The sequence below is a fragment of the Streptomyces sp. NPDC041205 genome (genome assembly GCF_055591765.1).
The window spans coordinates 1,376,682-1,398,630 of the sequence record NZ_JBVIZH010000001.1 but is presented as its reverse complement, the minus strand read 5'-3'; the positions used below and the strand labels follow the sequence as shown (position 1 = coordinate 1,398,630).

Below are 21,949 nucleotides of genomic sequence, written 5' to 3'. Positions count from 1 at the left end.
CCGTAAGGGGCGCGGGGAACTGCGCGACCAGCCACAACAAAGCCGCAGACGCGTCTGCCGAGCACGGAGCAGACGCGTCTGCGGCTTTTCGCGCGCTGAGCGCGCAGTTCCCCGCGCCCCTTACGGGGCTCACCTCGGCGCCCCCGCGCCCTCGCCCTCGGACGGGTGTGTCGGGGATGCGCGGGTCGCGGGAGGGCGGGAACCTGCTGGTACAGGAGGTTCACGATGGGTATATGTTCGGTTGCCGTGCGTGGCGCGGGGGCCGCCGTCCTCGTCGCCGCACTGGCCCAGGGGCCAGCCCTCGCGCATGATCAGGACAAGGTGAAGGCGCAGGTCACCCCCGAGAGCGCCGCCCCCGGGGCGCGGGTCGACGTGCGGGTCGAGGGGTGTGAAGGGACCACCGGCGCGGCGGGGTCCGGGGCGTTCGTGCGGGAGGCGGAGCTGACCGGGCGGGACGGGGGGAAGGGCGCGCTGTCGGGCACGACCCGTATCCGGCAGGGCGTTTCAGGAACGTACGAGATCACCGTCACCTGTGACGGACACCCGCACCAGGGCGTGGGCACCGTCCAGGTCAAGGGAGCGCCCCAGACCCCGACCGCCCCGGTCCGCGCCGGAGGCGGCGGCACCGCCCCCCTCACCTCGGCCGCGGCCGCCGCCGACGAGGCGGGCCCCGGCACCCGGCACGCCGTCGTCGGCCTGGTCCTCGCGGGCGTGGCGGCCGTCGCCGTGGCGCTGCGCAGCGTCCGCCGCCGCCGACCGGAGTGACACCGTGACGGGCCCGGACCCGGACGCCGTCCCGCACCCGCCCGGCACGAGCCGTCTCGTCATGGGCGTGGCCTGGGCGTTCCTGCTCGTCGGCCTGTGGCTGTGGGGCAACGAGATCACCGACGTGCGCGGCGGCCTCTCCGACCCGACGACGGGCGACGTCGCCGCCGTCGGCCGCCCCGCCGGGGTCGACCTGCCGCCCCCGCACGAGCCGCTGGCCGCCGCCCGCCCGCAGCGCGTCGACGTACCGGGCCTCGGCGTCCGCGCCCCCGTCGTCGCCCGCGGCCTGGACGCGGAGGGCGCCATCGACCCGCCGCCGTTCGCGCAGCCGGGTGTCGTGGGCTGGTACGGGGGCGGGGTGCGCCCCGGCGCCCGCGGCACGTCCCTGTTCGTCGGGCATGTCGACACCGAGTCCAAGCCCGCCGTGTTCTACCACCTCAGCGCCCTGCGCCCCGGCGAGAAGGTGCGCGTGACCAGGGACGACGGTTCCGTCGCCGAGTTCACGGTGGACGACGTGCAGGTCCTCGGCCGCGACGACTTCAGCGCGCGCACGGCCTACGGCCCCCGTGAGGAGGGTCGGGCCGAACTGCGCCTGATCACCTGCGGCGGCACCTTCGACCGCGCGAGCCGCACCTACTCGGCCAACGTGGTCGTGTCCGCCTACCTCACCGGGGTCGCGAAGCCGTAGCCGCCGGCCCGCCGCGGCCGCGAAGCCGTAACCGCCGGCTCACCGCGGTCGCGAAGCCATGACCGCTAACTCACCGGCGCCGCCGAGCCGTAGCCCGCCGCACCGGCCGTGACCGGCTCCCTCGTCCGCAGGGCGCGCAGCCCGAGGCCGCCGAACACGCCCGCGAACACCGCCCACAGCAGCACGTGCGACGCCAGGGACAGCATCCGGAAGTCCCACAGCAGGGTCGCGCTGACCGGGACCGGATCGGGGTTGTCGGGCAGCGCCCACAGGAGCGCGAGGACCGCCACCGCCGTCACGGCGGCCGCACACTGCCGCACCGGTACGGGGCGCGCGGCGAGGCGTACGTACACCTGCCACACCAGGAACATGCCGAGCACGCCGAGGACGACCGCGCCCAGCCACATCTCCTGCCGGTCGCCCACCGTGCCCGCGTCGCCGACCCCGGGCGGGGCCGCCGGATAGCGCAGCGCGGGGAACAGCGAGACGGCGCAGAACGCGGCCGCGCAGAACGCGAGGGCGCGCGGCCACGGGTTGCCCCGCGGATCACGCCGGTGCACGAGCGCGTACGCGACGGCGAACAGCACGCCGATCGCGAGCCCCGCCACGACCAGCGCGATCACCAGGCCCGCGTGCTGGGTGGAGCGCGAGAACAGCTCCTCGTGGTGCTGGACCGCACCACCCGCGGGCTCGTGCTCGTGCGAACGGGCCTCCTCGGCGCGGATCGCCTTGTCCATCAGGGGTTCGGCGAGCAGCAGCGAGAACAGTCCTGCGGCGAGCCCGCCGAGCGCTCCGGCGACCATCCCGCGACCGAGCAGCGGCAGCACGGGGGAGCCGCCGGTCCGGGCGCGAGCGGGGGCGCGGGAGGTGCCGGGGGTCCCAGGACTCTCGGGCGTCTCGGAGGTCGCGGATGTATCAGTGGTTTCAGGCGACTTGGGGGGTTCGCCGGAGAGGTCGGGGGAGAGGTCGGGGGAAGTGTCGGGAGCGGTGGGAGAGTTCGGGGAGTTCGGGGACGTCGGCATGGTGCGTGCGGCCCCGATCAGTGGCAGGGAGCACCGAAGAGGTGCCGGCCGTCGTGAGCGAACTCGTGCAGGTAGTCGCCGGTCGCCGAGATCAGCGAGCCGTTGTCCATGAAGACGGCGTACAGGGCGATCAGCGCGATGATCGCGGCGGCCGCGGCGAGCAGCCAGTCGCGGGTCTCGATCGTCGCGGACTGTATCGCCGACGTGTCGCTGTGTGGTGCGCTGTGCGCAGACGTGACGGACATGCCGGTGGGCCTCCTTCTGGGGTTTCCACGCCCCATGGCAGGAGGACGACGGGTCAGTTCCTGACTTCCGCGCGCGGGCGAGCGGTGGCTCGCGCGGGGTAACAGTGGCGGGACCGTCCCGGAGTCGCACCGGGTTCCTGGCAACCGTCGCCTCGATGTATGGACTTGTCGCCCGGAGAGTCCCAGGTGGTCATGGACACTGTCAACCAGTCCTCGCGCCCCTGACGTGCGGACTCGTGTGCACGGCGCGCGCCCCGGCGCGCGGCGGGCGCGGACACAACCCGGCCCGGCCAACGACCCGCTCCCCCCGGAGTCGTCGACCGGGCTGGTCCTCGACCGCGCGCGCTCGAGCTGCGGGAGAAACCCGGCGCCGGCACGGGAGGCCTTGGATGGTCCCAACGGTGTGGTTGGTCCCAACGGTGTGAAATAAGGCAACTCCGGCCGGGGGCTTGGGCCGTAGGACAGACTCTAGAACGGAAGACGGCCGTGGCCTAGAGGGCTTTTGACGCCAAGTCCACCCCGTGTCCCAGAGGGTTACGAGTCCTTGCCGAGCAACGTCGCGTCGTCCAGCGCGCCTTCGATCACCATTCCGGCGACCACGTCCATCACCAGGCGCTCCCTGCGCGCGTGCCGCCGCAGCGCCTCGAAGGCCACGTCCAGACCGGTCCGCCAGCGCTCGGCCAGTATCCCCTTGGCCTGCTCGATGCGGATGCGGCTGGTCAGGGCGGCTTGCAGTTGCCGGGAGAGGTCGCGGTACTCGGCGTACGCGCGGTGGTTGTACAACCCGACCCCGGCGGCGTCGGCGAGCGCCTGCGCGAGCGCCAACGCGCTGTCCTCTTCGCCCTCTTGCGGACGGACGTGGGGCCGGTTCCCGTTCTGCGCGGGCGCCACGAAGACGTTGAGCCCGCCGAGCACCCGTTTGCGGGCCCGCAGCGGCACCGCGAACGTGGCGTCCACGCCCCGCGCGCGGGCCCGCTCCGTGAAGCCCGGCCAGCGGGCGAGCGCGTCGGCCGAGGTGAGCCGGACGAGCGGCACGGGGCAGCCGGTGCCGTAGGACTCCAGGCAGGGGCCGTCCGCCGCCTGTGCTTCGAGGAGGTCCCGGGCCAGCTCACCGCCCTTGTCGCTGCCGGCGAGGCGGACAGCGCTGCCGGCGTCGGCGTACATCACACCGACGGCGAGAGCCCCGAGGAGTTCGGCGCAGTGCTGGCAGACGCGGCGCAGGTGACGCTGCGCGTCGAAGTCGTCGGCGGTGGTGTCGGCGGCCTCCACCAGGGCCTGCGCCAGCCTGCGCGCAGAGGTGCGGTCCAGCATGACGCTCCCCTTCTTACCCGCCCCCCACGGCCCCTCGCCTACCCCGGTTCGGCAGGCTGTAACAGGTCTCCTACAGGTGTGTCGCCGAGGCGGTCGGGCCTCGTGGGCCGCACCCAGTTATGTCAGGATTGAGCACCGGACTGTGCACCCTAGGGGGAGTGGATGTACCGCAAAATCACAGGTCGCGCGCGGGGCTACGCGGCCAGGGGGGTGTCGGTGACAGTGGCGCTCGCGGGGGCCGCGCTGCTGCTTTCCGGGTGCTCGTCGGACGGTGACGGCAAGGACGAGGAGGGCTCCGGCAGCGGCGTCAGCCAACAGCCCAAGGGCAAGGACCCGTTCTGGGTCAACCCCGAGGGGAACGCCGCCAAGCAGGTCGCCGCGTACGACAAGGACGGCAAGAAGGACGACGCCGAGCAGATCCGCAAGATCGCCGAGCAGCCCGTCGGCGAGTGGATCGGCCCGGAGAAGCCCGAGGAGGAGGCCCGCGGGTACACGGAGGCCGCCGAGAAGGCCGACCGGGACGCCCTCCTCGTCCTCTACAACATCCCGCACCGCGACTGCGGCCAGTTCTCCAAGGGCGGCGCCGCCGACGGCAACGCCTACCGCGCGTGGATCGACGGCGTGGCCAAGGGCATCGGCGACCGGCACGCCACGGTCGTCCTGGAGCCGGACGCCGTGCTCCACATGGTCGACAAGTGCACGCCGGAGCAGTTCCACGAGGAGCGCTACGACCTCCTCAAGGGTGCCGTCGCCAAGCTCAAGTCCCTGAAGAACACGAAGGTCTATCTCGACGCGGGCAACGCGGGGTGGTCACAGCCCGACTCGCTGCACGACCCCTTGAAGCGCTCGGGCGTCGAGCTGGCCGACGGGTTCTCCGTGAACGTCTCCAACTTCCAGACCACGGACGCCAGCAAGGCCTACGGCAAGACGTTGTCCTCGAAGGTCGGCGGGAAGCCGTTCATCATCGACACCAGCCGCAATGGGAACGGGCCCTATACGGGTAAGGGCAAGGACCCTTGGTGCAACCCGCCCGGGCGGGCGCTCGGTGAGGCTCCCACCGTCAACACCGGTGATGACCTTGTCGACGCCTATGTATGGGTCAAGCGGCCCGGGGAGTCCGACGGGACGTGTCGCGGTGGCCCGCAGGCCGGGCAGTGGTTCCCGGAGTACGCCTTGGAGCTAGCCAAGGCCAGCGGCTAGGAAGGTGCCCTAAGGGGCGCGGGGAACTGCGCGCTCAGCGCGCGAAAAGCCGCAGTCGCATCTGCTGAGTCACTTGGCAGATGCGACTGCGGCTATTTCGTGGCTGGTCGCGCAGTTCCCCGCGCCCCTACGGGGCTCTCCTCACGGCACGTGCACCCACTGGGCCTTGCTGGGCGTGCCCTCGTCGTCCGTCACGAAGAGCATGTACCAGCCGGACTCGACCAGGCTGCGGTTCTTCGGGACGGTGACCGTGATGCCCTTCGCGGTCTTCTTCATGTCGAGGGCGATGGACGTCTGGTCGATGTCCGTGACGTGGGTCGTGGCGGACGGCCGGATCAGCCGGGCCTTCTTGATCGACGAGGCGTGCCGGGTCGGGAAGGTCCCGGAACCGCCGCGCGCGATCTTCTTCGGGCCCTCGCCCAGGGTGGGCTGGGAGCCGTGGTACAGGTACGGCGGCGTGTAGATCTCCACCCGCTGCTCGAAGACGCCCGGCTTCGTGTTGCCCTTGTCGGAGTACAGGGAGTCCGAACCGAAGAACATCACGCGGCCGTCGGGCAGCAGGATCGAGCCCGAGTGGTAGTTGCGGCCCACGAGCGGGTCGGCGACCTTGTCGAAGGTGTTGGACGTCGGGTCGTAGATCCGGGCCTGCTTGATGTTGGAGGCGCCGCGGCCGCGGTAGTCCTCGGAGCCGCCGGAGACGAGGACGGAGTCGTCGGGCAGGACGGACGCCTGCGGATAGCGGGTGCCCTTCTCCAGCTCCGGGCCGTCGCGGAACCGCGGGGCGTTCTCCTTCAGGTCGACGATCCGGGTCTTCGACGAGGAGTCCTTGGACTCGCCGACGCCACCGCCGCCGACCACCATGTACCGCTGGTCCTGCGCGGGCGGCAGCTCCACGGTGTTGGAGGTCTCCAGGAGGTCCGGGTCGCTCATGCCCGGGATCTTCTTGAACTTGTTGGTCTCAAGGTCCCAGACGCCCGGGGCACGGCCGACGTCGTCGGGGCCGTAACCGGCGTTGGAGCCGGAGTAGAAGAGCTTGCCGTCGGCCATCTGGAAGATCGCCGGGTAGGTCGGGAACTGCCGGACGCCCTTGGTGTACGTCCACTTCTTGGTCTCGGGGTCGTACACCTCGTTCTTGCCCGGCACCAGCTGGCCGATCTCGTCCAGGCCGGAGAGGGAGAGCACCTTGCCGTCGGTGAGCGTGGTCAGCGTGGGATACCAGCGGGCCTCGTTCATCGGGTCGACCTTGATGTACTTCTCGGCGACCGGGTCGAACTCGAAGGTGTCCTTGATACCCTGGAAGTCCTTCTTGTCCAGGGCGAGCTTCTGCGCGATGCCGTACGTGTTGCGGGTGTCGCCGCCGCTGAGGCCCTGCACGCGGTAGTTGTCCTGGGTGCCGGTCTCGTACTTCGCGCCGCTCGCCTGCGCCTCGACGTAGATGCGGCCGAGGCCCGGGTCGTTCCGCAGGAACGCGCCGGTCTGCTTGTCGAAGACCTTCTTCGCGCGCTCGACGACCACCGGGTCCTTCGACACGAACGTCTTGCCGTTCTTCTTGCCGGTGAACTTGGTGCCCGCGGGCAGTGTGATCGGCTTGTCCGGGTTCTCGTTGTGCACGATCATCAGGCCGCCGGCCTTGGTGACGTCACCCTTGAGCTTCTCGTAGCGCTTGGTGCCGCCCGCGATCAGGAGCTTGCCGTCGGCGAGCTGGGTGTGGCCGGTGCAGAACAGGTCGACGGGCGTCGGGATCTTCTTGATGGTGTTCTTGATCGGGTCCCACAGGCGGGTGTCGAACTTCTTGTCGTCGAAGTTCTTCTGGTTGTTGCCCGACCCGGCCACCATCAGGATCTTGCCGGTGTGCAGCAGCGACGCGTGGATCGTGTTCTGCCGGTACTCCTCCGGGAAGTCGATCACCTTCCAGTGGCCGTTGTCGGCCTTGTACTCCGGTTGGTTGATCTTGTAGTTGTGGTACTTCTCGGAGCCCACGCGCCACAGCCAGGGGCCGTTCATTCCGGCCAGGGCCAGTACCACCGCCGTACCTATCGCGATCCGGCGGACGCGGCGGCGGCTGGACGGGTCTTTCATTGTTCGTGGCTCCCGAGGGCGGTCTGCATGGTCTCGTCATTCGAGGCCCAACTGGGCTTCTGCTGCGGCGCGTGCGGCGCCGGCCGCGTGTGCGGGGGCGCGGAGTGCGGTGCGTACTGCTGCTGCGGGTACGGCTGCGGGTACTGCTGTGGCGCGTGCACGGTCGGGGCCGCGTACCGGGGCTGCGGCACCTGCGGCTCGGCGGGGCCCGCGGCGGGAGCGGCGGCCTTCTTCTTCTCCTGCCGCATGCCGTGCCGCCAGGCGAAGATCGGCGCGGCCGTGATGAGCAGCGCGAACGTGGCCCAGATGATCATCGCGGGATGCGCGTGGTCGTACACGTACGCCGCGGCTATGGACCCGGCGAAGACCAGGATGAAGAACAAGTGGATGCGGAACGTGCCGAACAGCGTGTCCGGGCTCGCCGAGTCGCCCTTGGGCGTCACCACGAACTTGGACTTGCGGCGCAGCGCGGCGTCCATCAGGGAGCGCGCGTAGATGGGAGCGGAGAGCGCCGACATCACCATGCCCGCGACACCGCCGGAGCCCTCGGGCTCGTGCGGGGAGACGTTGTGGCGGCGGTTCCAGATGTACAGGCCGATCTGCAGCGCCGAGGCGTTGCCGTACAGCATCAGCCAGATGGTCGGGTCGATGTTCACGCCGGACGCGCCGAGGCCCAGGAACAGGGCGCAGCTGAGGGCCGCGAGGATCCAGTTCATCGCGGACATCGGGTAGAAGATGACCATCATCGTGTAGTTGAAGAGCCGTCCCGGGGGCAGCGAGAAGGGTGCCTTCCAGAACTGCTTGAGGATGGTCTCGTACGTTCCGCGCGACCAGCGGAGCTGCTGGGTGAAGAAGTCCGTCCAGGCGTTGGGGCCCTCGCCGACGGCGAGCACGTCGGGGGTGTAGACCGACTTCCACTTCTTGCCCGTGGCCGGGTTCCTGTGGCGGTGGATCTCGAAGCCCGTGGCCATGTCCTCGGTGATCGAGTCGTACAGACCGCCGATCTGCTTCAGCGCGCTGATGCGTACGGCGTTGGACGTGCCGACGAACATCGGGGAGCCGTAGGCGTTGCCCGCGCGCTGGATCAGGGCGTGGAAGAGGAACTGCTGGGACTCGGCGGCCTTGGTGACGAACGTGTCGTAGTTGCCGTACACCTGCGGGCCGATGACGAAGCCGACGTCCGGGTCGCGGAAGAAGCCGAGCATCCGCTCCAGGTAGTTGGGCATCGGGACGTGGTCGGTGTCCACGGAGGCGAAGTAGTCGTAGCCGTCGCCGTGCGCGTCCAGCCAGGCGTTGTAGTTGCCGTGCTTGGTCTTGGCGCGGTGCGGGCCCTTGGCCTGGTTCCACTTGGCGATGCCCTTGCGGGAGAAGTGGTGCACGCCCAGGCGCGCGCAGACCTCCTTCACCTCCGGGTCGTCGCCCTCGTCGAGCAGCCAGACGTGCAGGAGTCCGCGGTGGCGCAATTTCACCGCCGCTTCCAGGGTCTTCGTCACCATCTCGATCGGCTCCTTGCCGGGCACGAACGAGGTGAGGAAGGCGACGCGGGTGCCGTTCTCGGGCACCACGGGGATCGGGTCGCGGGCGACGAGGGTGGCGTGTGCGTTCGAAACGACGTTCATGCAGCGGAAGAACTCGATCAGGCCGATCGAGACGAGCATGACAATGTCGAGCGCCGGCAGCCAGTCGTTCGCCACGTAGTCGCGCTCCGTCCAGTGCTCGGGCTGCAGCAGCCAGGCGAGCAGGACGAGGGAGAGCAGCGGGGCCGCGCCGAGCATCAGGGCGGCGCGCAGGCGGTGCGGCTCCTGGGACAGCAGCGAGCGGTACTGGACCTTGTACGGCTTCGCCGGGTCCGGCTGGGTGAGGGGCCCCGCGAGTCGGCTGTAGTGCTCGTAGTCGTACCGTGGCAGCGATTTCTTGATGCGTCTGAAGCCGCCCGTGCGGTTCGAGAGGACCCGCAGCTGGGTCGTCTGGGACGGGTCGTTGCTGCCCTGCCCCGTCGGCGTCGACGTCATGAGTCATCCCCCCGCACGCGATCGCCCGCGTGTTCGTCGGTCCTCGGCCCGCCCGGTCCCCCTCGACCTTCGCGGACGCATCAGTGGCAGGCCACCTTCCCGTAGGACAGCGAAAGGCGACCTTCCGGTTGCATGATGCCCCCCTTGGCATCCGTTCATGAACGCGGGGACCCCCGTCCAGGCGTTCACGCGGGCACTCTCACCGCCGGCGTGCGAGCCCCCCAACTGCCCCGTACCGCACGCCTCATGAGAGCCGGGCCGGGCCCGGGCCTCCCGTCAGGGTTCTACGCGCCCAAGCATGATCGCAAGAGCGAAACAAGCAGTTTACCGGTCATAACTGGGGTGAGGGAGGGCTGTTGAGGCAGGTGCGCTCAGCCGGGTGCGAATGTTACCGAAGTGTTCCCGTATCGCCCGCTCGGCGCGGAGCACGTCCGAGGAGCGCACCGCGTCCAGGATCTCCCGGTGCTGGCGGCAGGTGACCTTCGGGTCCTGGGGAATGTCCACCAGGTCCGTACGAACCCGGTGGAAAGCGTCCCAGAACGCCTCCAGGACCTCACTGAGCAGGCGGTTTCCCAGGCACCTGTAGAGCGCGGCGTGGAAGGCGCGGTCGGTCTCGGCGCGCACGGAGCCGTCCGGCCCGGCGGCCTCGGCGTCCATGCGGTCCACGAGGGCGTCGAGGTCCGCGAGGTCGGCGGGGGGTATGGACCCGGCGAGGCGGGCGATCAGGCCGGTCTCCACGGCCTCGCGCAGTTCGAGGAGCTGGAGCAGGCTGTCCTCGCCCCGGTAGTGGCCCGCGACCGTGCGGAAGGTCAGGCCCTCGATCATCGGGGCCACCGACATCGGTCCGACGTAGGTGCCGAAGCCGTGCCGGATCTCGACGATGCCCATCGCCTGGAGCGCCTTCAGCGCCTCGCGCACCGAGTTCCTGCTGGCGCCGAGCCGCTCCATCAGCTCCGGCTCGGTCGGCAGCACGGCCCCCGAGGGCAGCCGCTGGTCGATGATGAGCTTCTTGATCCGCTCCTGGAGGTCGCGTGGCATGGCGCAACCGTAGCGGTCGGACCCGCGAGGACCCAGGGGCATGCGGGGGCGCCAGTGTCACCGCCCCGTGGTGTGAGCAGCACGAAGGCTCCCGCCAGGGTGGAAGGGGCTTGGTCGGCCCCGGCCGGCCGGAAGGGGGGTGTGGGTGGCGGAGCCCCCGCAACGCGCGGCGAAGCCGCGCAGAAAAGACGAGGGCGAGGCTGGTCCACGCTTTTTGTGGACACGCCTCGCCCTCGCTGTCGTGCGCCGCCAGGGACTCGAACCCCGGACCCGCTGATGCTGCATCTTCCGGGGGATGACCCCCGGACCCCCAGCCGGGTTCGTGGGTTGCCGCCGGGTGTGGTTCAACAGCGAAGGCCCTCCGTGATCACGGAGGGCCTTGCCTGTCTGTGCGCCGCCAGGGACTCGAACCCCGGACCCGCTGATTAAGAGTCAGCTGCTCTAACCAACTGAGCTAGCGGCGCCTGCTGACCTGGATAACTCTACCGGATGGTGAGGGGTGGTTCTGACCACCCCGGGGGCGGTGCTCGGGCGGCCGCCGGAGCCGGGCCGGGAAGGGCGGGGCAGGGCGTGGGGGCGGGGGCTGCATCATTCGGACCGTCAACATGCGCCATCCCCGGACAGTTGAGAAGCTGACGGATGTGCAGACGCGCGGAGAGACTTTCCCGGGCCCGTTCCCCGACGTCGTCGGGAATGCGCCGGAGTGTGAGGGGAATCGCATGGAGGCTGCTCCCGTATTCGAGGAATTCGAGCCCGCGAACGACTGCGACTGCCCGGGCTGCGTGCACTGGCGGCGTTCCGGAGTCCACGCCCTGCCGCTGCGGCTCGGCGGCCACCCGGCCGCCCACGGCGCCCGCCGCGCCCTCGTCCTCGCGGCCGCCGCCGGCTCCGTCCTCGGCTCCGCCCACACCCTGCCCGCGGTGGCGTCCGAGCAGGTCGCAGGACAGGTGGGAGGGGCAGGGGAGCGCCCCGCGCAGCCGGGCGAGCCGCCCCGCGTCACCTCGGCCAGAGCCCTCGCGGGCCTGCCGGGAGCGGACGGCCCCGACACTCCCCAGCGCGGCCCGAGCGCCCTGCACGGAGCGCCGGGCAAGAGCGCCGCGGCCCGCACGACCAGCCGCGCCGAGATCATCACCCGGGCCAAGCGGTGGGTCGCGGCGAAGGTGCCGTACAGCATGCAGAAGTTCTCGGCCGACGGTTACCGGCAGGACTGCTCGGGCTTTGTCTCGATGGCCTGGAATCTCGGCGGAAACGAATGGACGGGCAGCCTCGGCCGTTATGCGACCCGCATCTCCAAGGAAGAACTGAAGCCCGGCGACATTCTCCTCTTCCACAATCCGGCGAACCCGGAGAGAGGTTCGCACGTGACCATTTTCGGCGGCTGGACCGACTACACCCGCGGCTATTACCTCGCCTACGAACAGGCCCGCCCGCACGCCCGCAGGCAGGCCACCCCGTACGCGTACTGGAACAACGGGCACCGCTATCTGGCGTACCGCTACAACGGGCTGCGGCCGACCGGGCAGGCGGGCTCGGGGCCGGCGTCGGCGCGGTTCCCCGGGGGCGGGTACTTCGGCCCCGGCGCCGCCAACGACCACGTCACCCGGCTCGGCGAGATGCTGGTGGCGCGCGGCGGCGCCCGTTTCTACCGGACCGGACCCGGGCCGCGCTGGGGCGAGGCCGACCGGGCGGCGACCCGGGCCTTCCAGCGGGCGCAGGGCTGGACCGGCGCCGACGCGGACGGCCTGCCGGGCCCGACCACGTGGGCGTACCTGGTGGGCGGCAAGGGCAAGGACATCCCCGCCGCCCAGGGCACCCCCGGTGCTCCGGGGGCCCCGGCCGCGCCCGCCTTCCCGGGCAAGGCGTACTTCCGGCCCGGGCAGTCCAACGAGCACGTGACCCGGCTCGGCAGGCAGCTCGTGCGCGCGGGGTTCGGGAAGTACTACGCGCGCGGGCCCGGGCCGCGCTGGGGCGAGGCGGACCGGCGGGCGGTCGAGGCGTTCCAGCGGGCGCAGGGGTGGCGGGGCGGGGCGGCCGACGGGATGCCGGGGCCGGAGACGTGGCGGCGGCTCTTCGCATGAGGAGCACTCGCGCGGTACGGAACTCATGACGGAGGCACGGATGAGTACGACGACACAGCGGCCGCCGGAATCCGGCGAGGGCGCAGGACCGACCGGCCGCTCGCCGCGCCTGATCCACAGCGAGGCCACCACGGAGATCCCCGTCCACCTGCTCTTCCGCGACGACCCCCAGGACATGGCGGCGGCGTCCGGCACGCCGGGCGTACCGCTCGGACCGGCGGTGGTGCGGCGCGGGGCGGTGCTCTCGGGCGGGACGCGGAGTGCGGGCGGGTCCGGGCGGGCCGGGTCCGGGCGGACGGGCGGGCCGGGGCGCGCGGCGGGCGCGGAGGGCGCGGGTGGTGCGGGTGGTGCGGGCCGGGCGGGACAGCAGGGACAGCAGAGACAGGCAGGGCAGGCGAGGCAGGCAGGGCGGCCGGGGCAGGTGGGTCGGGCGGCCGTGGGGCCCGTGCCGCCCGCGCCTTGCGTGCCCCAGCTCGACGCCGGGCTCGCCGAGCGCCGGGCGCGGGTGCTGCCCGGGGCGGTCGGGGTGTTCGGCGGCGGTGTCGGCACGGCCGGGTGCGCGCTCGCGCTGTGGTGGGCGGGGGTGCTGCCGGAGCCGGTGGTGGACCTGGTGGCGCCCGCCGGGGACCTCCGGGGCGGCGGGGCGGCCGGGATCTCCGTCGGGCAGTGGGCCGCGCTCGCCGGGTCGGGGGCGCTGGCGCTCTTCGGGTTCGGCGGGCTCGCGCGGGGGCGGGTCGGCGGGGCGTGGGTGCTCTCGCTGTTCGGCAGGTACCGGGGGAGCGTGCGGCGCACCGGGCTGCTGTGGGTGAACCCGCTGCTGCTGCGGCGCCGCGTCGACGTACGCCTTCGGCACTGGCGCAGCGAGCCGATGGCCGCCGTGGACCGCTCCGGGGTCGCGCTGCGCGTGGTCGTGCTCGTGGTGTGGCGGGTCAAGGACACCGCGCGGGCGACGCTCGCCGTCGCCGACCACCAGGAGTATCTGCGGGAGTGCGTGGAGGCGACCACCGCGCGGGTGCTCTCGAAGCTGCCCGCCGACGCCTTCCACGACGACGCGCCGACGCTGCGGGACGCGGAGGCGGTCGGCGAGGCGCTCACGCGGGCGCTCGCCGCGCAGACGGAGCCGGTGGGCGTGGAGATCTTCTCGGTGCAGCCGACCCGCATCGAGTACGCGCCGGAGGTCGCCGCCGCCATGCACCGCCACCGGATCGCCGCGCTCGACGCCCGGCACCGCGACAGCCTGCTCACGTCGGTGGTGGACTCCGTCGAGGACACGGTGACCCGGCTGACCACGCGGGGCCTGGTCGAGCTCGACGACTACGAGCGCAGGGCGCTGGTGAAGGACCTGACGGTGGCGTTCTGCACGGGGCGGGGCGGCGACAGCGCCTGACGCCGGGGGCGCCCGGTCCCCGCTCCCGGGGCGCCTGCCCGCCGTGAGCGGCGCCGTCGTATCGTCCCCGCCCATGAATCCGCCCATGAATCCGCCCGAGAACCCGCCCACGAATCCGCCCGAGAACCCGTCCACGAACCCGCCCACGAACCCGCCCAAGAACTCGACGACGAGCCTGACGGCCCTTGCGGCGGACGCCTGGCGGCTGACCGAGCGCGGGCCGCGCGTCGTGCTCGGCCTTGCGGGGCCGCCCGGCGCCGGGAAGTCCACGCTGGCCCGCGCGCTGGTCGCGACGATCGGCGCGGGCGCCGCGTATCTGCCGCTCGACGGCTTCCACCTGTCGAACGTCCAGTTGGAGCGGCTCGGCCTGACCTCCCGCAAGGGCTCGGAGCCGAGCTTCGACGCGCGCGGGTACGTCGCCCTGCTCCACCGGGTCCTCGACGACACCGCCGCCGACGTCTACGTACCCGATTACGACCGCACCCTGCACGAGCCCGTCGCCGCCCGGCACCGGGTCGCGCCCGGCGCGCGGCTCGTGGTCACCGAGGGCAACTACCTGGCGTGCGACCTGCCGGGCTGGCGGGCGGCGCGGGAGCTGATGGCGGCGTGCTGGTACGTCGACGCGCCCGTCGGCGTGCGTCAGGAGCGGCTCGTGGCGCGGCAGTTGGCGGGTGGGCGGGGGCAGGACGCGGCGCGGGCGTGGGTGGCGGAGAACGACGTTCCGAACGGTGAACTCGTGGCGGCCTCGCGCGTTCGGTGCGACCGGATCCTCTCCACGATTGGTATGGACATGTTCAACTACTCGCAATAATCTGAGGCTTGGTCTAGACCGCAGAACATGTACTTCCACAACATCGCCCCCAGAGGTACGCAGCAGTCTCGGGAACCGACGGTGCCTCGAAGGGCGACGCACGACCGTTAGCGCGCGCACGGCTCATGGAACACCCCCACGTTCTTCAGGAGCGGCAGCATGCGAAAGAAGATTTCCGCGGCCATGCTCGGGATGGCGACGGTGGGAGCGTTCGTGCTCTCGACCGGCGGCGCCAGCAGCCATGGCTACACCGACCTGCCAGCAAGCCGACAGATCAACTGCGCGAAGGGCGTAGTGACCGGCTGTGGCGCCATCCAGTACGAACCGCAGAGCGTCGAGGGCCCCAAGGGCTTCCCGGCGGCCGGTCCGGCCGACGGAAAGATATGCTCCGCCGGCATCGCGGGCTTCAGCTCGCTGGACAAGGCGACCAAGCCGGGCGGCGGCGCCTGGCCCACCACGAAGGTGTCCGCCGGTCAGAACTACAGCTTCCGCTGGCAGTTCACGGCCCGGCACCGCACCACCGACTTCAAGTACTACATCACCAAGCAGGGCTGGAACGAGGGTCAGCCGGTGACGCGGGCGGCGCTCGACACCCAGCCGTTCCTCAACGTCCCCTACGGCGGTCAGCAGCCGCCCGCGACCCTGTCGCACAGCGGCACGATCCCCGGCGGCCGCAGCGGCCACCACGTGATCGTGGCCGTGTGGACGGTCCACGACACGGGGAACGCGTTCTACGCCTGCTCGGACGTCCAGTTCTGAGCTGACCTGCCCCGGTAGGACCGCCACCCCCCACGGGTGAGTTCTGCGCACGCCGTACGCGGACGCGGCGGCGTGCGCAGGACGACCCCGGCCTCCTGCCGTCCGGGGTGCGCCGAGTCGTCCCGCCCCTCCACTTCTGACGGTGCGTCAATTATCGTGCGCCGCCATGACGTCCGAACCCGAAACGGTCGCGGAACTCGTCCTCGCGCGGTGGGGCGACCACCGCCCCGGGCTCCGCTTCGAGGACCGGGAACTCAGCCACCACCAGGTGGCCGCCGGCGCGGCGGCGCGGGCGGCGCTGCTGCGGGACCTGCTGTCCGCGCGCCGGGCCCCGCACCTCGGCGTCCTGCTCGACAACACCCCCGAGTACCCGCTGTGGCTGAGCGCCGCCGCCCTTGCCGGAGCGGCCGTCGCCGGGATCAACCCGACCCGGCGCGGCGCCGAACTCGCCCGCGACATCCTGCACACCGACTGCCAGGTGCTCGTGACCGAGCGGGCCCACCTGCCGCTGCTCACCGGGCTCGACCTGCCCGGCGTGCGGATCCTCGTCACGGACACGGCCGCGTACGACGAACTCCTCGCGCCGTACGCCGGGGCCGCACCGGAGCCGTCCCCGGCCGCCACCCCCGCCGCCCGGCTGCTCCTCTACTTCACCTCCGGGTCGACCGGCGCCCCCAAGGCGGCCGTGTGCAGCCAGCGGCGGCTCGCGGCGGCCGGGCACTCCCTCGTCCGGCACTTCGGCGTGCGGCCCGACGACGTCCACTACGTCTGCATGCCCATGTTCCACGGCAACGCCGTCATCGCCGACTGGGCGCCCGCGCTCGCCGCCGGGGCCGGAGTCGCGCTGCGGCGGCGCTTCTCCGCGTCCGGGTTCCTGCCGGACGTACGGCGGTTCGGCGCCACGTACTTCACCTACGTGGGCCGGGCCGTGCAGTACCTCCTCGCCACCCCCGCCCACGCCGACGACCGCGCGCACCCGCTGCGCCTCGGCTTCGGCACCGAGGCCGGGGCGGTGGACGCGCGGCGCTTCGAGGAGCGGTTCGGGGCGCGGCTCGTCGAGGGGTACGGGTCGTCGGAGGGCGGGGCCGCGATCCAGCGCTCGCCCGGCACGCCCGACGGGGCCATCGGGCGGGCCGCGCCCGGGGACGACCTCGCCGTGCTCGACCCCGGGACCGGCGCGGAGTGCGCGGCGGCCGAGTTCGGGCCCGGCGGCCGGCTGCTCAACGGGGACGCGGCGATCGGTGAGCTGGTCAACAGGGGGCGCAGTCCCTTCGAGGGCTACTGGCGCAATGCCGCGGCCGACGCGGAGCGGGTCCGGGGGGACGGGTGGTACTGGACCGGGGACCTCTTCTACCGGGACGCGGCCGGGTACCTCTACTTCGCCGGGCGCGCGGACGACCGGCTGCGGGTCGACAGCGAGAACCTCGCGGCGGCGGTGATCGAGGCGATCCTCGCGCGGTGGGAGCCGGTGGTGGGCGTCGCCGTGTACGCCGTGCCGGACCCCGTCGCCGGGGACCAGGTGATGGCCGCGCTCGCCCTGCGCGAAGGGGTGACCTTCGATCCGCTCGCCTTCTCCGAGTTCCTGCTGGCGCAGGGGGATTTGGGGACGAAGATGGCGCCCCGGTTCGTGCGGGTTCTGACCCGGTTGCCCGTGACCGCCACCCACAAGGTGGCGCGTGCGGCTCTGCGCAGGGAGGGGTTCCGCTGCGCGGGGCTGGGGGAGGGGGAGACGGGTGATTTGTGGTGGAGGCCCCGGGGTGGGGGTGGGGCTTATCGGGAGTTCACGGTGGGGGATGCGGAGGGGGTGGTGGGGGAGTTTCGGGAGAGGGGGAGGGAGGGGGTTTTGGGGGAGGGGTGAGGGTGTGGGCTTGGGCCGGGGGGGGCTCGCCGCGGAGCGGCGAAGAGTCGGGGGTGAGCTGGTTGTTCGAGTAACGGGTGGGCGGGTGGGGATGCGCCGCGGAGCGGCGGGGATTCGGGGGGTGAGTCGGTTGTTCGAGCAACGGGTGGGCGGGTGGGGATGCGCCGCGGAGCGGCGGGGATTCGGCGGGGCGCCGGTACCGTGCGGCCATGCGACGGGAGAGTGTGTGGGCCGAGCTGCGGGACGGCGGCAGACGGTACCTGTTGGGGGCCGCGCCGTGGCGGGCGGCCGCGTACGTGGCCGGCGGCGCGCTCGTCGGCGTACCCGTGCTGGTGGCATTGACGGCGTCCCTGGCCGTGGGGGCCGTCCTGAGCGTGGCCCTCGTGGGCCTCCCCCTCCTCGCCGCCCTGGCCTTCGCGGGCCTCCCCGTCGCCGCCCTGGAGCGCCTGAGGCTCCGCCTGGTGGACCCGGCGCCCGCGCCGAGCCCGCACCGCGCCCCGGACACCCCGGGCCTCGCCGCCTGGCTCCGGCTGCGCGCCCGCGAACAGGCGACGTGGCGCGAGCTCGCGTACGCCGTCCTGATGGCGTTCGTCCTGTGGCCCCTGGACCTGGTGGTGGCCGCCTGCACCCTCGCCCTGCCCCTGCTCCTGGCCGGAGCCCCCGCCCACCTCGCCCTCGCGGGCGGCCCCGACGAGGGCGGCGTACGCCCCGCCAAGCTCTGGCTGGTCGAGAGCTGGCCGGCGGCCTGGGGCACCGCCGCGCTCGGCCTCGTCCTGCTCGTCGTCCTGCTGTACCCCCTCGGCGCGTACGCCGCCGCCCGCGCCGCCCTCGCCCGGCTCCTGCTCGCCCCGCGCGAGGCCGAGACCCGCGCCCTGCTTGCCGAAGTGACCCGCTCCCGGGCCCGCCTCGTCACCGCCTTCGAGGCCGAACGCCGACGCGTCGAGCGGGACTTGCACGACGGCGCCCAGCAGCGCCTGGTCGCCCTCAGCATGACGCTGGGCCTCGCCCGCCTCGACGCCGAGCCGGACAGCCCGCTCGCCGCCCGCCTCGCCACCGCCCACGGCGAGGCCGACGCCGTCCTCGCCGAACTGCGGGAACTCATCCGCGGCATCCACCCGCAGGTCCTCGCCGACTACGGCCTGCCCGCCGCGATCGAGGACGCCGCCGACCGCTCACCCATCCCCGTGGACGTGGACGTGGACGTGGACGTGGACGTGGACACGGGCGCCGGTACCGGCACTGACGTCGGCACCGGCACCCCGCTGCCCCGGCTGCCCGAACCCGTCGAGTCCGCCGCCTACTTCGCCGTCCGTGAGGCCCTCACCAACGTCGCCAGGCACAGCGGCGCCACCCGCGCCGCCGTCCACGCCCGCCACACCCGCGGCGCCCTGCGCCTGACCGTGCGCGACGACGGCACCGGCGGCGCCGACCCCGCCCGCGGCTCCGGCCTCACCGGGCTCGCCGACCGCCTCGCCGTCCTCGATGGCACACTGACCGTCACCAGCCCGCCCGGTGGCCCCACCGTCCTGACCCTGGAGATCCCGTGCACCCCGCGCCCACCGAGCGGCCCCCCGCCCACCGAGTAGTCCTCGCCGAGGACAGCGTGCTGCTGCGCGAGGGCCTGGTGGGTGTGCTCGGCCGGTTCGGGCACGAGGTGGTCGCGGCGGTCGGCGACGCGGACGCGCTGCGGGAGGCCGTGGCCGCGTACGCGCCCGACATCGTCGTCACCGACGTACGGATGCCGCCCGGATTCCAGGACGAGGGGCTGCGCGCCGCGATCGACCTGCGTGCCGAGCGGCCGGGCCTGCCGGTGCTCGTCCTCAGTCAGTACGTCCAGCGGTCGTACGCCGCCGAGTTGCTGGACACCGGGGACGGCGGCGGCGTCGGCTATCTCCTCAAGGACCGGGTGGGCCAGGTCGAGCAGTTCGTCGACGCGTTCACGCGGGTCGCGGCGGGCGGCACCGTCGTGGACCCCGAAGTCGTACGCCAGTTGCTGCGGCGCAGACGCGACCCGCTGGAGCGGCTGACCCCGCGCGAGCGCGAAGTGCTCGCCCTCGTCGCCGAGGGCCGCTCCAACGCCGCCATCGCCGACGAACTCGTCGTCACGGAGGCCGCGGTGGGCAAGCACGTCGGCAACATCCTCGCCAAGCTCGACCTGCCGGTCACGGACGCCACCCACCGCCGAGTGCTCGCCGTCCTCGCGTACCTGCGGGCCTGAGCACCCCGGAGTCCCGGCCCTCCGCGCCCCCCGAGTCCCGCCCCTTTTGACGTGTACCTCTCGACTACGCTGCCGGACATGAGCGTCCCCGACCGAGCGCCCTCCGACCAACTGCCCGCCGACGCGGCACCCCTCGACGCGGCACCCCTCGACGCGGCGCCCGCTGACGCGGCGGCACCGGAACGCCTCGGGCTCACCCCGCGCCAGGCCCGGCGGCTGCGCATCGCCGCGGCCTCGCTGCTCATGGCCACCGCGGCGGTGCTGCTCGCCGTCCGGCTCGCGAGCAGGTCGTCCGTGCTCGTCGTGGGCGTGTACGGGCTGCTGCTTATTTTTTGCGGCCTGGTCATCGAGCTGAGCAGACGCGGCCGGACCAGGCTCGGCAGCTATCTGCTGGCTGCCGGCCTGGTCGCGGCGCTGCTCATGGATGTGGTGGTGCTGTCCTAGCGTGTTTCCGGCGCCGCCCACCAGGCACGCTGCCCCAGCAGCGCCATCGCCGCAGGCACCTGGAACATCCGCACGACCGTCACGTCGATCAGGACCGCGAGCGAGGCCTGGGGCCGGGGACCGGTGGGGCGGGGGATTCAGCTCAGCACCGCCGGTACACGTGACCCTTATCCCCGGCGGGCAGCACGTCCCGGTCGCGCAGGACGATCGACAGCTCCTTGCCCCAGCGGCGGCACGCGGTGTCGTACCCCTTCGTCTCGTACTCGATGTCGAAGACCCTCCCGTCGTACGCGGACGAGAACGGCTCGCACTCGTCGTACTGCCCGCACTCCTCGACCACCGCGAAGTCGAACCCGACGCCCTTGCCGAGGAGTTCGGCGGTGTTCTTCTGCGCGATGGCGAGCCCCCGGTCGTGCGCCCGGCGGACGAGGAGCCGCGCGAACGCCGTCGCGTCCGCCGGGTCGAGCCGGTCGTCGGAGCGGGCGTAGGAGTCGAGGTTGTCCGGCTCGACCGCGTCGAAGCCGGAGCGCGCGCAGCCGTCGATCCAGTCGCCGACGACGCCGAGCAGCTCCTTGCGCTTGGCGGCCGTGGAGATGTCGAGCAGCGGTTCGTCCCAGTCCTTGTCGATCACCGGGTCGCCGTCGTCGTCGCGCAGGATCAGGTCGGGGTGCCTGTCGTCCCACCAGGCGGCGGCCTCCTTGCCCGGCTGGGCCTGGAAGGCGTTGACGTAGCAGATGTTGTAGCGGCCGGGGGCGGGGTTCGCGGAGCGGTCGCGGGAGACGGCGCGGACGCCGTCCGGGGGTGTGTAGGGGCCGCCCAGTTGGTAGTCGAAGGGGGTGTTGGCGTGGGGCGGGCGGGGGGTCTTCGCGGGGGTGGCGGTGCGGCGGTCGTCGGGCCGGTTCGTGCTGTGGTCGGTGCTTCGGTCGGTGCCGGGGCCGGTGTTCTTGTCGGCGGTGGAGCAGCCCGCCAGCACCGCGAGGACGGCGGTCAGGGCGAGGGCCAGGTGGGTGGGGCGGGGCGTGCGGGGCATCTGGCCGTCCTGTGTTCCGTGCGGTTGTTCGGGGGTGAGGTGCGCTTTTAAGTGTGCGCTTGATGACGCTGCTTGCGGAATTTCCGCTGGTTAGGCTCGTCACACGGAAGGCGTCGGGAACGCGGTCGCCGTCGCCTTGGTGCTCCGTCCCAGTTGCCATCGCCATGCCTATCGCCATCGCCATCGCCATCGCCAACTCCACGCCAATTCGCGACCGCCGGGAATTCGGTGTGTGTCGTGTGCAAGCGCAGACCCCTTCCGTCTGCGAGGAAGGGGTCTGCTGTGAACGGCCAAGCCGTCGCTCCGTCCTATGGGCAGATACTCCAGCTCGACGAACTCCTGCAGAGCGCGCGCGTGCACGACGACGACGTGGACAGCGTCCTGTTCCTGGCCACGCACCAGTCGTGCGAGATCTTCTTCGCCGTGATGCTGCGGCACCTCGAAGCCGCGCGGGCCGCGCTCGACGCGGGTGACGGACGGCTCGCCGCACGGCGGATCGCGCCGCTCCCCGTCATAGTGAGCACGCTGGTGCGGCAGTTCGACGGCCTCGCCACGCTCACCCCTGCGGCATTCGACGCGATACGCACGGAGCTGGGCAGCGCGAGCGGATTCCAGTCCGCGCAGTTCCGCGAGGTCGAATTCCTCTGCGGGCTGCGCGACACGCGTTATCTGAAGACCGACGGATTCACCGAGGGCGACCGGGCGCGGCTGCGCGCCCGCCTGGAGGAGCGGTCCGTCCAGGAGGCGTACCGCGACTTCGTGGCGGGCCCCGCCGACCCGGCGGTCGTCGAGCAGGTCCGCGGCGCGCTGATCGACTTCGACGAGGCGCTCGCCATGTGGCGGGCCCGGCACGCGGTCCTCGCCGAGCGGTTCCTCGGTGGCGCGACGGGAACGGCAGGGTCCGACGGTGCCTCGTACCTGTGGCAGGCGGCTCGGCGCCGGGTGCTGCCGGAGGTGTGGGCGGTGGTGTCGTGAGGGGGGTGGGGGGTGCGGTGGGGGCCGCT

19 protein-coding genes, 1 tRNA gene and 1 riboswitch are annotated in these 21,949 nt (G+C 72.4%); of the genes, 12 read left to right on the top strand and 8 right to left on the bottom strand.

All coding sequences use genetic code 11. The annotated features are described in order from the left end of the window. Positions 1-246: 246 nt before the first annotated feature. Together ACZ6BG_RS06015 and ACZ6BG_RS06010 are read left to right on the top strand one after the other, a co-directional pair. Positions 247-765 (top strand): hypothetical protein, encoded by a 519-nt coding sequence (locus ACZ6BG_RS06015; protein ID WP_468997367.1) that lies wholly within the window; start codon positions 247-249, stop codon positions 763-765. Positions 766-826: 61 nt separating this feature from the next. Then, positions 827-1,453, top strand: a complete 627-nt coding sequence (locus tag ACZ6BG_RS06010) for a class F sortase (protein WP_468997980.1) — start codon at positions 827-829, stop codon at positions 1,451-1,453. Between the two features lie 65 nt (positions 1,454-1,518). On the opposite strand, the gene ACZ6BG_RS06005 is transcribed toward ACZ6BG_RS06010, so the two are convergent. The 3 genes from ACZ6BG_RS06005 to ACZ6BG_RS05995 form a co-directional block, all read right to left on the bottom strand. Next, positions 1,519-2,475, bottom strand: coding sequence for a CbtA family protein (locus ACZ6BG_RS06005; RefSeq protein WP_468997365.1), 957 nt, complete (start codon positions 2,473-2,475; stop codon positions 1,519-1,521). A 17-nt stretch (positions 2,476-2,492) separates the two neighbouring features. Next, complete coding sequence (locus ACZ6BG_RS06000; RefSeq protein ID WP_468997363.1) at positions 2,493-2,720, bottom strand: CbtB domain-containing protein; 228 nt, start codon at positions 2,718-2,720, stop codon at positions 2,493-2,495. Positions 2,721-2,754: 34 nt separating this feature from the next. Beyond that, positions 2,755-2,904, bottom strand: a riboswitch (cobalamin riboswitch). A 350-nt stretch (positions 2,905-3,254) separates the two neighbouring features. Further along, positions 3,255-4,031: an ANTAR domain-containing protein gene (locus ACZ6BG_RS05995; RefSeq protein ID WP_468997360.1), complete on the bottom strand. Its 777-nt coding sequence runs from the start codon at positions 4,029-4,031 to the stop codon at positions 3,255-3,257. A 210-nt stretch (positions 4,032-4,241) separates the two neighbouring features. On the opposite strand from ACZ6BG_RS05995, the gene ACZ6BG_RS05990 reads away from it, so the two are divergent. Next, complete coding sequence (locus ACZ6BG_RS05990) at positions 4,242-5,231, top strand: glycoside hydrolase family 6 protein (protein ID WP_468997977.1); 990 nt, start codon at positions 4,242-4,244, stop codon at positions 5,229-5,231. Between the two features lie 141 nt (positions 5,232-5,372). On the opposite strand, the gene glxA is transcribed toward ACZ6BG_RS05990, so the two are convergent. The 4 genes from glxA to ACZ6BG_RS05970 all read right to left on the bottom strand — a co-directional run bounded on the left by glxA (position 5,373) and on the right by ACZ6BG_RS05970 (position 10,824). Further along, the gene (gene glxA / locus ACZ6BG_RS05985; RefSeq protein ID WP_468997357.1) at positions 5,373-7,310 is read right to left on the bottom strand and encodes a radical copper oxidase GlxA; all 1,938 of its coding nucleotides are present in this window, start codon (positions 7,308-7,310) and stop codon (positions 5,373-5,375) included. Continuing rightward, positions 7,307-9,322: a glycosyltransferase family 2 protein gene (locus tag ACZ6BG_RS05980; protein ID WP_468997355.1), complete on the bottom strand. Its 2,016-nt coding sequence runs from the start codon at positions 9,320-9,322 to the stop codon at positions 7,307-7,309. The genes glxA and ACZ6BG_RS05980 overlap by 4 nt, the downstream gene beginning before the upstream one ends. A gap of 324 nt (positions 9,323-9,646) precedes the next feature. Beyond that, positions 9,647-10,360 carry a FadR/GntR family transcriptional regulator gene (locus ACZ6BG_RS05975; RefSeq protein WP_468997352.1) on the bottom strand — a complete coding sequence of 238 codons (714 nt, stop codon included), beginning with the start codon at positions 10,358-10,360 and terminating at the stop codon, positions 9,647-9,649. 390 nt (positions 10,361-10,750) lie between these two features. Continuing rightward, positions 10,751-10,824: transfer RNA gene (locus tag ACZ6BG_RS05970), tRNA-Lys, on the bottom strand. A gap of 255 nt (positions 10,825-11,079) precedes the next feature. Here ACZ6BG_RS05970 and ACZ6BG_RS05965 point away from each other — a divergent pair. The 8 genes from ACZ6BG_RS05965 (at position 11,080) to ACZ6BG_RS05930 (ending at position 19,915) form a co-directional block, all read left to right on the top strand. Continuing rightward, complete coding sequence (locus ACZ6BG_RS05965; RefSeq protein ID WP_468997350.1) at positions 11,080-12,438, top strand: peptidoglycan-binding protein; 1,359 nt, start codon at positions 11,080-11,082, stop codon at positions 12,436-12,438. 40 nt (positions 12,439-12,478) lie between these two features. Next, the gene (locus ACZ6BG_RS05960) at positions 12,479-13,825 is read left to right on the top strand and encodes an SPFH domain-containing protein (protein ID WP_468997348.1); all 1,347 of its coding nucleotides are present in this window, start codon (positions 12,479-12,481) and stop codon (positions 13,823-13,825) included. 73 nt (positions 13,826-13,898) lie between these two features. Further along, positions 13,899-14,636 (top strand): nucleoside/nucleotide kinase family protein, encoded by a 738-nt coding sequence (locus ACZ6BG_RS05955; RefSeq protein WP_468997345.1) that lies wholly within the window; start codon positions 13,899-13,901, stop codon positions 14,634-14,636. 159 nt (positions 14,637-14,795) lie between these two features. Further along, complete coding sequence (locus ACZ6BG_RS05950) at positions 14,796-15,395, top strand: lytic polysaccharide monooxygenase auxiliary activity family 9 protein (protein ID WP_030358267.1); 600 nt, start codon at positions 14,796-14,798, stop codon at positions 15,393-15,395. Between the two features lie 166 nt (positions 15,396-15,561). Further along, positions 15,562-17,253, top strand: coding sequence for an AMP-binding protein (locus ACZ6BG_RS05945; protein ID WP_468997342.1), 1,692 nt, complete (start codon positions 15,562-15,564; stop codon positions 17,251-17,253). A 209-nt stretch (positions 17,254-17,462) separates the two neighbouring features. After that, positions 17,463-18,839: a sensor histidine kinase gene (locus ACZ6BG_RS05940; RefSeq protein ID WP_468997340.1), complete on the top strand. Its 1,377-nt coding sequence runs from the start codon at positions 17,463-17,465 to the stop codon at positions 18,837-18,839. Further along, positions 18,797-19,471, top strand: a complete 675-nt coding sequence (locus ACZ6BG_RS05935) for a response regulator (RefSeq protein ID WP_468997336.1) — start codon at positions 18,797-18,799, stop codon at positions 19,469-19,471. The genes ACZ6BG_RS05940 and ACZ6BG_RS05935 overlap by 43 nt, the downstream gene beginning before the upstream one ends. Positions 19,472-19,549: 78 nt before the next feature. Continuing rightward, entirely contained in the window at positions 19,550-19,915 is a 366-nt protein-coding gene (locus ACZ6BG_RS05930) for a hypothetical protein (RefSeq protein WP_468997332.1), read from the top strand. A 142-nt stretch (positions 19,916-20,057) separates the two neighbouring features. On the opposite strand, the gene ACZ6BG_RS05925 is transcribed toward ACZ6BG_RS05930, so the two are convergent. Next, the gene (locus tag ACZ6BG_RS05925) at positions 20,058-20,945 is read right to left on the bottom strand and encodes an endo alpha-1,4 polygalactosaminidase (RefSeq protein ID WP_468997329.1); all 888 of its coding nucleotides are present in this window, start codon (positions 20,943-20,945) and stop codon (positions 20,058-20,060) included. Positions 20,946-21,227: 282 nt separating this feature from the next. On the opposite strand from ACZ6BG_RS05925, the gene ACZ6BG_RS05920 reads away from it, so the two are divergent. Further along, complete coding sequence (locus ACZ6BG_RS05920) at positions 21,228-21,920, top strand: tryptophan 2,3-dioxygenase family protein (RefSeq protein ID WP_468997326.1); 693 nt, start codon at positions 21,228-21,230, stop codon at positions 21,918-21,920. The last annotated feature ends 29 nt before the right edge of the window (positions 21,921-21,949 follow it).